The organism is Pseudomonas lini, assembly GCF_001042905.1.
Lineage (GTDB): Bacteria > Pseudomonadota > Gammaproteobacteria > Pseudomonadales > Pseudomonadaceae > Aquipseudomonas > Aquipseudomonas lini.
The window spans coordinates 175393-187399 of the sequence record NZ_JYLB01000008.1 but is presented as its reverse complement, the minus strand read 5'-3'; the positions used below and the strand labels follow the sequence as shown (position 1 = coordinate 187399).

The 12007-nt window shown below is 57.2% G+C and carries 9 protein-coding genes and 1 pseudogene; 2 read left to right on the top strand and 8 right to left on the bottom strand.

Translation table 11 applies throughout. The features are described from left to right. Positions 1-5 precede the first annotated feature (5 nt). The 7 genes and pseudogenes from TU81_RS22875 to TU81_RS22845 all read right to left on the bottom strand — a co-directional run. Positions 6-917, bottom strand: a complete 912-nt coding sequence (locus tag TU81_RS22875) for an ABC transporter permease subunit (RefSeq protein WP_038978932.1) — start codon at positions 915-917, stop codon at positions 6-8. A gap of 10 nt (positions 918-927) precedes the next feature. Next, positions 928-1938 carry an ABC transporter permease subunit gene (locus tag TU81_RS22870; RefSeq protein WP_038978933.1) on the bottom strand — a complete coding sequence of 337 codons (1011 nt, stop codon included), beginning with the start codon at positions 1936-1938 and terminating at the stop codon, positions 928-930. Between the two features lie 73 nt (positions 1939-2011). Continuing rightward, entirely contained in the window at positions 2012-3607 is a 1596-nt protein-coding gene (locus TU81_RS22865; protein ID WP_048396594.1) for an ABC transporter substrate-binding protein, read from the bottom strand. Positions 3608-3682: 75 nt separating this feature from the next. Then, positions 3683-5119 carry an OprD family porin gene (locus TU81_RS22860; RefSeq protein WP_038978935.1) on the bottom strand — a complete coding sequence of 479 codons (1437 nt, stop codon included), beginning with the start codon at positions 5117-5119 and terminating at the stop codon, positions 3683-3685. A 172-nt stretch (positions 5120-5291) separates the two neighbouring features. Then, entirely contained in the window at positions 5292-6893 is a 1602-nt protein-coding gene (locus TU81_RS22855; RefSeq protein WP_048396591.1) for an ABC transporter substrate-binding protein, read from the bottom strand. Between the two features lie 299 nt (positions 6894-7192). Then, positions 7193-8818: an ABC transporter substrate-binding protein gene (locus TU81_RS22850; RefSeq protein ID WP_048396589.1), complete on the bottom strand. Its 1626-nt coding sequence runs from the start codon at positions 8816-8818 to the stop codon at positions 7193-7195. 258 nt (positions 8819-9076) lie between these two features. After that, positions 9077-9352: pseudogene (locus tag TU81_RS22845) on the bottom strand (ABC transporter substrate-binding protein); the annotation flags it as partial. A 544-nt stretch (positions 9353-9896) separates the two neighbouring features. Between TU81_RS22845 and TU81_RS22840 the strand changes: the two are divergent. Then, a complete protein-coding gene (locus TU81_RS22840) occupies positions 9897-10265 on the top strand; it encodes a DUF6124 family protein (protein ID WP_038978939.1) in 369 nt (122 codons plus the stop codon). Positions 10266-10359: 94 nt separating this feature from the next. Further along, complete coding sequence (locus tag TU81_RS22835) at positions 10360-10785, top strand: NIPSNAP family protein (protein ID WP_231669679.1); 426 nt, start codon at positions 10360-10362, stop codon at positions 10783-10785. A 275-nt stretch (positions 10786-11060) separates the two neighbouring features. On the opposite strand, the gene TU81_RS22830 is transcribed toward TU81_RS22835, so the two are convergent. After that, complete coding sequence (locus TU81_RS22830) at positions 11061-11777, bottom strand: SIMPL domain-containing protein (RefSeq protein ID WP_038978941.1); 717 nt, start codon at positions 11775-11777, stop codon at positions 11061-11063. Positions 11778-12007 lie beyond the last annotated feature (230 nt).

Here is a 12007-nt window from a genome sequence, read left to right as displayed (position 1 = left end):
TCTCCTCAGGCGGCGTTCTTGAGTTTCGGGTCCAGCGCATCGCGCAGGCCGTCGCCCATCAAGTTGATTGCCAGCACGCTGAGCAAAATGGTCAAACCAGGCAAGCTCACCACCCACCAGGCACGTTCGATGTAGTCACGAGCCGAAGCCAGCATGGTGCCCCATTCAGGCGTTGGCGGTTGTACGCCAAGGCCGAGGAAGCCCAGTGCCGCGGCATCGAGAATCGCCGAGGAGAAACTCAGGGTGGCCTGAACGATCAGCGGCGCCATGCAGTTGGGCAGCACGGTGACGAACATCAGGCGTGGCAGACCGGCACCGGCCAGGCGCGCGGCCGTCACGTAGTCGCGGTTCAATTCGCCCATGACCGCGGCGCGGGTCAGACGAACATAGGACGGCAACGAAACCACGGCGATGGCAATAATGGTGTTGATCAGGCCAGGGCCGAGGATGGCGACAATCGCCACGGCCAGCAGCAGGGACGGCAGGGCCAGCATGATGTCCATCAGACGCATGATGGTCGGGCCGAGCACGCGCGGAAAGAACCCGGCGAACAGACCCAAAAGGATGCCCGGAATCAGCGACATCACCACCGACGACAAGCCGATCAGCAGGGACAGGCGCGAACCGTGGATCAGTCGCGACAGCAGGTCGCGACCCAGTTCATCGGTGCCGAGCAGGAACTGGATTTGCCCACCTTCCAGCCAGGACGGCGGGGTCAGCAGGAAGTCGCGGTACTGCTCGCTCGGGTTATGCGGTGCGACCCATGGAGCGAAGATCGCGCAGAAAATCACCAGCAGCATGAACATCAGGCCGGCGACGGCGCCTTTGTTCTTGGAGAACGCTTGCCAGAATTCTTTGTACGGAGACGGGTACAGCAGGCTTTGATCGACTGCTACCGGTGTAGTGAGAGTGGTCATGGTCTTGATCTCAGCGCTGATGACGGATGCGTGGGTTGGCAAAGCCGTAGAGGACGTCCACTACGAAGTTGACCAGAATCACCAGGCAGGCGATTAACAGGATGCCGTTCTGCACCACGGGATAGTCCCGTGCGCCAATGGCTTCGATCAGCCATTTGCCGATGCCGGGCCAAGAGAAAATAGTTTCGGTCAAGACCGCACCGGCCAGCAGTGTGCCGACTTGCAGGCCGACGACGGTCAGTACCGGAATCAGTGCGTTACGCAGGCCGTGAACGAACACCACGCGCGAGGGCGACAGGCCTTTGGCGCGTGCGGTACGGATGTAGTCTTCACGCAGCACTTCGAGCATCGACGAACGGGTCATCCGCGCGATCACCGCCAGCGGGATGGTGCCGAGCACGATGGCCGGCAGGATCAGGTGATGCAGGGCATCGAAGAACGCCCCGACGTCATCGGCCAGCAGCGTATCGATCAGCATGAAGCCAGTGCGCGGCTCGATGTCGTAGAGCAGGTCGATCCGCCCGGACACCGGGGTCCAGCCCAGGCTCACCGAGAAGAACATGATCAGGATCAGGCCCCACCAGAAGATCGGCATCGAGTATCCCGCCAGGGAGATGCCCATCACCCCATGGTCGAACAGGGATCCTCGCTTGAGTGCCGCGATCACCCCGGCCAGAAGGCCCAGGATGCCGGCGAACAACAGGGCGGCCATGGACAGCTCCAGGGTCGCGGGGAATAGAGAGCTGAACTCGGTCCAGACGCTTTCACGGGTACGCAGGGATTCGCCGAGATCGCCGTGGGCCAACTTGCCGATGTAATCCAGATATTGGGCATACAGGGGTTTGTTCAGACCTAGGCGTTCCATTGCCTGAGCATGCATTTCGGGGTCGACTCTGCGTTCGCCCATCATTACCTCCACGGGGTCGCCTGGAATCATGCGAATCAACGCGAAAGTCAGCAAGGTGATGCCGAAGAACGTGGGGATCAGTAACCCCAATCGGCGGGCAATAAAACTAAACATCTTGTGTGGTACCTCATCAGCCGGTTAGGCGTGCCCGGCAGTGCTGGGGTCAGCGATGCCGGGCGTTTCTTATCTACTTCACCTGGGTGGTGGCGAAGTTATTGGTTGTGAGAGGACTCTGGTGGTAGCCCTCGACGTTTTTGCGCATTGCCGTGAACATTTTCGGATAGGCCATGGGAATCCATGGCTGGTCCTTGTCGAAAACTTCCTGCGCTTGTTCGTAGAGCGCCGCCCTGGCAGCCGGGTCAGTGCCGCCGCGAGCCTTGTCGATCAAGTCCTGGAATTCCTTGTTGCACCACCGGGCGTAGTTTTCGCCGTTTTTCGCTGCGTCGCAACTCAGGTTCGGCGTAAGAAAGTTATCCGGGTCGCCGTTATCGCCGGCCCAGCCTGCCGATACCAAGTCGTGCTCGCCATTCTTGGCACGCTTGAGCATCTCTCCCCATTCCATGACCCGGATGTCGAGCTTGAGCCCGATCTGTGCCAGATCCGACTGCATCATTTGCGCGCCCAGAAGTGGATTCGGGTTGGTGGGGCCGCCGCCGTTGCGGGTAAACAGCGTCAGCACGGTACCTTCCGGTACACCCGCTTCCTTGAGAAGTTCACGGGCCTTATCAAGGTCGCGCGGTGGGTTTTTCAGTTTGTCGTTGAAGCCTAGCAGGGTCGGAGGATAGGGAACGGTACCAATGACGGCGTTGCCCTTGCCGTACAAACTAGTGACGTAAGTCGGCTTGTCGAATGCAATGTTTATCGCCTTGCGTACGCGTACATCGCTCATGTATTTGCGAGTGGTATTCATCGCGGTGTAGCTGGTGGTCATTGCGGCCAGTTCGTCGACCTTCAGGTTCTGGTCGGCTTTGATACTAGGGACATCATCGGGTTTGGGATACAACGCGATCTGGCATTCGTCGGCCTTCAGTTTTTGCAGGCGCACGTTGTTGTCGATGGTGATCGCGAATATGAGCGGATCAGCCGGGGGCTTGCCACCGAAGTAATCCGGGTTGGCCTTGAAGCGGACCTGAGCGTCCTTGGCGTAACGCTGGAAGACGAACGGGCCGGTGCCGATTGGCTTGCTGTTCAGGTCGCCGGCCTTGTTGGCTTTGAGCAACTGATCGGCGTACTCGGCGGAGTAGATCGAGGAGAAGGCCATGGCGATGTCGGCCAGGAACGGCGCTTCACGGCGGGTCAGGGTGAATTTGACCGTGTTGTCGTCGACCTTCTCGACGCTTTTGAGCAGCTCTTTGAAGCCCATGCTTTCAAAGTACGGGAAGCCCACGCTCGACAGTTTGTGCCATGGGTGTTTCGGGTCCAGTTGACGCTGGAAGCTCCAGACCACGTCGTCGGCGTTCATGTCGCGGGTCGGCTTGAAATAATCGGTGGTGTGAAACTTGACGCCTTTGCGCAGGTGGAACGTGTAGGTCAGACCGTCCTCGCTGATGTCCCACGAGTCGGCCAATGCCGGAATTACTTCAGTGGTGCCTGGCTTGAAGCCCACCAGACGATTGAAAATGGTTTCGGACACCGCATCGCCGGTGACTGCAGTCGTGTACTGGACCATATCGAAGCCTTCCGGACTGGCTTCGGTACAGACCACCAAGGGTTTGGCCGAGGCGCCGACGGCGACACTCAGCAACGCGGCAGCGATGGCCGCTCGTAGGGGAAGCATTTTCATCTAGAGCCCTCTGCAATCGGTTGAACAGAAAAGCCAGACGGCCGACTCATCATGAGTCAGCCGCAGGCGTGCGTTTTACAAAATGTTGAACGGAATGGTGGTCACGAGACGGAACTCGTTGATGCTGCCATCAGACTGGTTTTCGCTGGCGCGGTGAGCGGTGTAGGTGGCGCGAATAGCGGTGGCCTTGAGTGGACCGCTCTGCACGGCGTACGAAGCGCCGATGCCGTATTCGTAATGGTGTTCGCCATCTTGAATCTGGATGCCGTCGTAACCTTTGTCGGCCACGCCTTTGTTGCCATTGTAGTGAGTACCGTCGATACCCCAGCCGCGAGCCTGGTAGATGTTGAATTTCAGGCCTGGAACGCCGTATTCAGCCATGTTCAGACCGTAAGCGATCTGGAAGGACTTCTCGTTCGGGCCGTTGAAGTCCGACAGCAGGGAGTTGGCCAGGTAGATGCCGTTGGTTTCGTGCAGGTAGTCGAAGTACTCGTTACCGTTCACTTCCTGGTACGAGAAGGTCAGGCTGTGGGCCTGGTGGGTCAGGCCGAGCGACAGGGAGTAAGTGTCGTTGTCGATTTCACCCAGTTTGGCCGAACCCGAATCGACCGTTTTGTAGTAGTTCAAGCCGGTGGTCAGGCTCAGTACCGAACTGTCACCCAACACATGGCTGGCGCCGAAGTAGTACTGGTCCCACAGGTCTTCAGCCTGGGTGCCCCAGAGGCTGGTGGTCAGGCTGGCGAATGGCTGATAAGTGAGACCCGCAGTGTAGATGTGGTCGGCTTCGGCCTCGCCGTTACCGTATTCGGAGCGGAACTTGCGCTGGCTTTGTTCCGTACGAGGAGAGTTGCGGTCGAAGGTGCCGATGTCAAAAGACAGGTTTTCCAGCTCTTCGCTGTGCAGGCTCACACCTTCGAAGCTCGACGGCAGAGGACGGTTACCGATGACGTCGACCTGTGGGCTGCTGAAGTTCTGGCGGCCGGCGGTCAGGGTGGTGTTGGAGACACGGGCCTTGACGTTGGCCAGGCCCAGTTTGCTCCACTGGCCTACTGCGTCGCCGCCATTTTTGGTCAGCGTACGGTTGTTGCCGCGGCCACCACGACCTGGTTCTGGAGCACCGCCGTTTGCGGACGCCAGGTCTTTGCGATCACGGTCCAGGGCAATAGCATTGTAGGCAGCTACTTCGGTGCTGAAACCAACAGTGCCTTCAGTGAACCCCGAGTTGTACTTGATGATGGTGCCCTGGACCCAGTTGATACGACGATCAGTTGGGGTCGGTGAACCGTTTTTTTGGTAGCTGAACTTGGAACCACGTTTCAGTTGCTCGTTGGCATACCAGTTACGCGTGCTCCCTGTGATCGATTGGCCTTCGACAAAGCCTGTGGCTTCACTCTGAGCACTTTTCTCTTTCACGGTAACCGGGGTGAAAGCCTGACTCTGGGATTCAGCGTACGCCGTAGCGGTCACGCTGCTGATGGCCAAGGCCAATAACGCGGTGCTGCTCAGTTTCATGGGTGAAGCTCCTTACTTTCTTTTTTTTAATGCCGGTCTTTTTTGGTGATCCGGCTATTTGGTTTTGCAACTCATACAGGCATCGCAAACGTTTGCTATAGACCAGATTGGCGAATTACGGCAATACGCTTGCGTGAGGGCGGAATCCGCCCCCAGCGTTCTGGCTAATCGGTTATTGGTCGATACTGACGCCCGAGAACACATTGCGACCGAAAGGACTCACCTTGAATCCTTCGACTTTGGCGCTCAACGGCTGGTTGACCGTCGAGTGGGCGACCGGCGTGATCGGCACCTGCTGCTTGAGGTACTGCTGCGCCTGTTTGTAGAGCACGGTGCGCTGGTCGCGGTCGGTCACGACCTTGGCCTGCTTGATCAGCTTGTCGTAAGCCGGATCACACCACATGGAGTAGTTGTTGCCGCCAATGGCATCGCAGCTGTAAAGCGTGCCGAGCCAGTTGTCCGGATCACCATTGTCACCGGTCCAGCCGATCAGGCTGATGTCGTGCTCGCCGTTCTTGGTGCGCTTGATGTACTCGCCCCATTCGTAGCTGACGATCTTGACCTTGAGGCCGATCTTCGCCCAATCCGCCTGGAGCATTTCGGCCATCAGCTTGGCGTTGGGGTTATACGGACGCTGGACCGGCATGGCCCAGAGGGTGATTTCGGTGCCTTCCTTCACACCGGCAGCCTTGAGCAGTTCCTTGGCTTTTTCCGGGTTGTAGGCGGCGTCTTTAATCGTCTCGTCGTAGGACCATTGGGTCGGTGGCATGGCGTTTTGCGCCAGTTGACCGGCGCCTTGATAGACGGCGTTGAGAATGCCTTGCTTGTTCACCGCCATGTCCAGCGCCTGGCGCACTTCGAGCTGATCGAACGGTTTGTGCCGCACGTTATAGGCGATGTAACCGAGGTTGAAGCCGGGCTTCTCGATCAGTTGCAGTTTCGGATCGTTTTTCAGCGCGGTCACGTCGGCCGGGCGCGGGTGCAGGGTGATCTGGCATTCGTTGGCCTTGAGCTTCTGCACGCGCACCGAGGCGTCGGTGTTGATGGCGAAAACCAGGTTGTCGAGCTTGACCCGGCTCGGGTCCCAGTACTGCTTGTTGCCGCTGTAACGGATGTTGGAATCTTTCTGGTAGCTCTTGAACACGAACGGGCCAGTGCCGATCGGCTTCTGGTTGATGTCGCTCGGCTTGCCGGAGGCCAGCAACTGGTCGGCGTATTCGGCGGAAAGGATCGCGGCGAAACTCATGGCGATGTTCTGGATGAACGCGGCGTCGACGCTGTTGAGCGTCATCACCACGGTCAGCGGCCCGGTCTTCTCGACCTTGGCGATGTTCTTGTTCAGGCTCATCCCGTTGAAATACGGGAACTCGGTTGGATAAGCCTTACGAAAGGGTTGCTGCGGATCGAGCATGCGATTGAAGGTAAACAGCACGTCATCGGCGTTGAAATCGCGAGTCGGTGTGAAGTATTTGGTCGTGTGAAATTTCACCCCTTCGCGCAGGTGAAAAGTGTACTTGAGGCCGTCCTCGGAAATATCCCAGCTAGTGGCCAGGCCAGGTACGACGTTGGTGGCGCCTTTTTCAAACTCTGCCAATCGGTTGTACAGCGGCTCGGCGGCATCGTTATCGGTCGCCGTGGTGTATTGCGCGGTGTCGAAGCCCGCCGGGCTGCCTTCGGAGCAGAACACCAGGCTGTTATTGGCGGCCTGGCTAATGGAAGTGACGGCCAGCAGGCCGGTGCCCAGCAATGCGGATAAAACCAAGGTATGGCGCATGACGCTCCCTCTTTTTAGTGTTGTGCAATGAGCCGTTGTCCCGTCCGGGGACGTGGGGCTTCATTGCTCTCAAACCATTGCATGCAGCAAACCGAGAGCCCACGCATGAACTGGTCAGATCCCGACGGTATGAGCCGTGGGTCTGGCAGTAAATGCGTAAACGCCTGAAAAACTCGTAGGAAAAGGCGACGCGTCCTAAGCCTCTGCTGTGGTGCGCAGTGGATTTGGCTGTCAGTGAATTCCTACTTTCTCGGCAGATAAAGCAACGGCGACGTTAATGACGTCGCCGTTGCCAAACCTTATTTGCTGACGCTGACGCCGTAGAAGGAGTTCAAGCCAAACGGGCTGATCTTGAAGTCCTGCACGTTGTCGCGCATGGGTTGGAACACCGTCGAGTGAGCGATAGGTGTCATTGGAACGGCGTCTTTGAGGACGTGTTGCGCCTGTTTGTACAGTTCGGTGCGCTTGGCCTGATCGGTAGTGCGCTTGGCTTCTTTAACGATGCCGTCGAATTTCTTGTCGCACCACTTGGAGAAGTTGTTGCCCTGCAACGAGTCGCAACCGAACAGCACGTTGAGCCAGTTATCCGGGTCACCATTGTCGCCGCTCCAGCCGATGATCATCGCCTGGTTCTCGCCGCCTTTGGAGCGTTTGATGTACTCGCCCCATTCGTAGCTGGTGATCTTGACGTTCAGGCCGATCTTCTTCCAATCGGACTGCAGCATTTCAGCCATCAGTTTGGCGTTCGGGTTGTACGGACGCTGTACCGGCATCGCCCACAGAACGATTTCGGTGCCTTCCTTGACGCCGGCTTCCTTGAGCAGCTCCTTGGCTTTCTCAGGGTTGTACGGCGCATCCTTGATAGTGGTGTCGTAAGACCACTGGGTTGGTGGCATGGCGTTGACGGCCAGTTGGCCCGCGCCCTGATAAACCGAGTCGATGATCTGCGGCTTGTTGACTGCCATGTCCAGCGCCTGACGAACTCGCAGGTCGGCCAGCGGGTTTGGCTCGTTGCTGCCCTTGACCTTGTCCATCACGTTGTAAGCGATGTAGCCCAGGTTGAAACCGGCCTGGTCAGGCACTTTCAGAGTCTTGTCTTCCTTCAGCGCCTTCAGGTCGGCCGGACGTGGGAACAGAGTGATCTGACACTCGTTCTTCTTCAGCTTCTGAATACGTACTGACGGGTCGGTGGTGATGGCGAAGATCAGGTTGTCGATCTTCACGTGGTCAGGCTTCCAGTAGTCCTTGTTCCCGGTGTAACGGATGTTGGAGTCTTTCTGGTAGCTCTTGAACACGAACGGGCCAGTGCCGACCGGCTTCTGGTTGATGTCGGCAGGTTTGCCTTCCTTGAGCAGCTGGGCAGCGTACTCGGCGGACTGGACCGAGGCGAAACTCATGGCCATGTTCTGAATGAACGCGGCATCAACCTCTTTGAGGGTGAACTTGACGGTGTGGTCGTCGACTTTATCGATCTTGGTGATGTTGGTGTCCATCCCCATGTCGGTGAAGTACGGGAATTCAGTCGGGTACGCCTTACGGAACGGGTCATCCTTGTTGACCATGCGATTAAAGGTGAACAGCACGTCGTCGGCGTTGAACTCACGAGTTGGCTTGAAGTACGGAGTGGTGTGGAACTTGACGCCTTCACGCAGGTGGAAGGTGTAAGTCAGGCCGTCATCGGAAATGTCCCACTTGGTCGCCAGGCCAGGAATAACGGCGGTGCCGCCGCGCTCGAACTGGGTCAGGCGGTTGAACATGGTTTCTGCAGAGGCGTCGAAGTCGGTTCCGGTGGTGTACTGACCAGGATCGAAACCGGCCGGGCTTCCTTCGGAGCAAAACACCAGGTTAGTCGCAGCGACGGCGAAAGGTGCGCTGGCTAATAAGCTTGCGCCGACTAAAAACGGAATGACCGCGTGTTTAAGCATGGTGGCCTCATGATTTGTTGTCATTTTTGGAATTAGAGGACGACCTCGTGAGTCGACCTGCGGATACTTATGCAGGGGCCATACCCAATGCAAGATCCTGAATGGCTACAAACCTTAAACAGTGGAACGAACGTACCTTAATGTCGCATATGTATAAATACTGGTGTATTTGACCGTTTGCGCAGGTTTTTTACGGTGCAAATCGCGCACCGACAAGGGGCGGCCGGGGTGTTTGGCGCACCCGGTTGGAGCTTGGTGTTACTTATGTATACCCACGCCATAGAAGGGTGTGAGGCCGAACGGGCTGATCTTGAAGTCGGTCACTTCCTTGCGCAGTGGCTGGAACACTGTCGAATTCGCAATCGGTGTAATTGGCACCTGTTGCTTAAGGATTTGCTGTGCCTGTTGATACAGGTTGACCCGCTGCTGTTTGTCCGTGGACACCTTGGCTTGCAACGAGTGGCGAGGGTCGGGGCACACCGCTCCACTGTAGGAGCGAGGCTTGCCCGCGAAGACGGCCTGACAGCCGAACAATCTATCGCGGGTGTACACAACCCCATGTAGGAGCTGCCGAAGGCTGCGATCTTTTGACGTTGTTTTTTAAGATCAAAAGATCGCAGCCTCGTTTCACTCGACAGCTCCTACAAGTAATCCGTGTCAGACGATAATTCGGTGTCAGACGTGGGATTTATCGCTCCCACTCTCCCGCGTGGGAATGCCGCCAGGCACGCTCCGGGTTCCGCTTTTGAATGTTTAATGGATGTGTCAAAACATGGAACTTTCCCACGCGATTTTCAGGTTGTCGGTCGGACGTGGGCCTTCTAATCTTTGGCTGTCGCTGCAAAACCAGCGAGCAGGTGTGGAAACCTGACCCTTAAGTAGTTGCATTGCATCACCACCGTAATCGTTGCCGATGTCTTCTTTCGTCTGCAAACTGCGTTATGGCGGCTGTGCGTGGGCAGACTTCGGTCTGGCCGGGTGCCTACTTACCGGTTTTCCACCCTGCGTACAGCTGCCACCTTTTTGTCGTGTGGAAACGACAAATGGATGGCTCCCACTCGCAAGTAGGAGTTTTTATATGGATAAGTTAATCCCGGATCCACCCTTCAACACCACCACCCCCAACGCCGAAGCTTCGCGCACCGAAGAATTACTCAAAGACCGCGAAGCCATAAAACGCGCCCTCGACTACTACCTCGATCCCCCCACGCAATACACAGAAAAACCGCGCCGCCCCAGCACCATGTTCATGGTCGCCCCGGGTGCCGGCACCGAAAGCCTGCTGGCCCACGCCTACGAATCGTTGGCCTCAGCGAGTGTCCTGGCCACCGATTTCGCCAACAATCTGATCGGTCCGCAGCGTCATACGGCGTTGGCAATTCAACAGATCATCATGTTGGCGGAATTGGCGGTGAACCGAGCGTTGGATAACGTCGATCCGGCGTAGACCGCGTTATCGTTCTTCGCGGGCAAGCCTCGCTCCTACGGGATTTGGTTGTACGCAGCATTTGTGTTCATCCCGTTCCCCGTAGGAACGAGGCTTGCCCGCGAAGGCGGCAGATCAGCCAGCACAAATCCTTAGGCAGGAACTTGAAATCCCACATGGAAAATTTGGAATGACTCGAATTGTTGAAATCCTGATGTACACCTTGAAACCGGGATCAGGATTGGATTTCCATCGAATAATGCGGGAAGTAAGCGTTCCGCTTCACTTGAAGGCTGGCATGGATGTCGTTTCTTATGGCGGCTCTTTGCATGACGATGACAGCTATCACTTGATTCGCTCCTATGAGAGCGAGAGCCATCGGCACGCCTCTCAAGATCTTTTTTACTCAAGCACTGACTGGAAGCAAGGTCCGAGAGCAGACATCATCAGTCGGATTGAAGTAAGTACAACGACAGTTATGGCGCTCACTCAAGACGCGATTGATGCCATCAGAGCTTCCCGTAAATCTATCCAGGGTTGATGCTCAATCAGGGTCGCCATTCACTGACATTCACCAGGTTGTCGGTTAATCGTGCGTTGAGCAAGGTCGATTCGCAGGGCTGACTGCAGGAGCTGCCGAAGGCTCGGGCCGCGTTCGGACGATCTTTTGATCTTCCTTCGCGCAATGACTTCGGTGCCAGAGATAATGCCAAGATCGCAGCCTTCGGCAGCTCCTACAGGGGCGTGGTTTCGGGCAGGCAATAAAAAACGGCGATCACTTCGGTGATCGCCGTTTTTTTGTACAGACTTATCGAATCACTGCATCAACACTTCAATCGCCCCATCCGCCGTCATGCTGACCTGGCTGGTGCCCGCTTCAACCTCGGGCGTCACCGGCGCGGAATCCATGCCGGCAGCTTTCATCATCATCGGCCCGCGCATGTACGGTTGTGGATAACCGTTGCTGTTGAGGTTCAGGTTGACGATTTTGTAGCTCTTGCCACCCAAGGCGTCGGTGGCCAGTTGGGCGCGGGACTTGAAGGCGGTCACGGCTTCTTTGAGCAGGGCGTCTTCGCTGGCCTTGCGGGTTGGGGTGGCGATGGCGAAGTCCATGCCGCCCATTTTCAGGTCGGTGAGCAGTTCGCCGGTGAGTTTGGAGAGGGCGGCGAAGTCCGAGCTTTCCAGGCGCAGTTCAGCGCGTTCACGCCAGCCGGTGATTTTCTGACCTTTGGTGTCGTAGATCGGGTAGCTGTTGCGGCTGCCCTGGCGCAGGGTGATGTCTTTGACTTCTTTAGCCTGGGCCAGTGCTTTGTTCATGGTGGTGCTGACGTCGGCGGCGAGTTTGGCCGGGTCGGTGTTTTGCTCTTCAGTGTAGAGGGTCACGATCATCAGGTCGCGGGCCACTTCCTGGCTGACTTCGGCGCGCAGGGAGATCTGGTTGTAATGCAGTTCGTCGACGGCCAGGGCCGGGAGGCTGACGACGGTGCCAACGCTTAAGGCAAGAAGGGCGGCGCTGCGGCGCAATGTGTGCATGAAAAGCTCCTTGGACGATGCGCAGGGGTTAAGGTCCGAACCTGCGTGAAACCATCAGACTCTAGCTTCAATGATCCGGTTCGCACAGTTACAACTTCTATACAGATGGAATGCTGGTGACCCTGTGGCGAGGGGGCTTGCCCCCGTTGGACTGCGAAGCAGTCCCAAAACCTGCCACCGTGTTTTATAAGACAAACCGCGTCAGCCGATCTGCGACTGCTGCGCAGCCG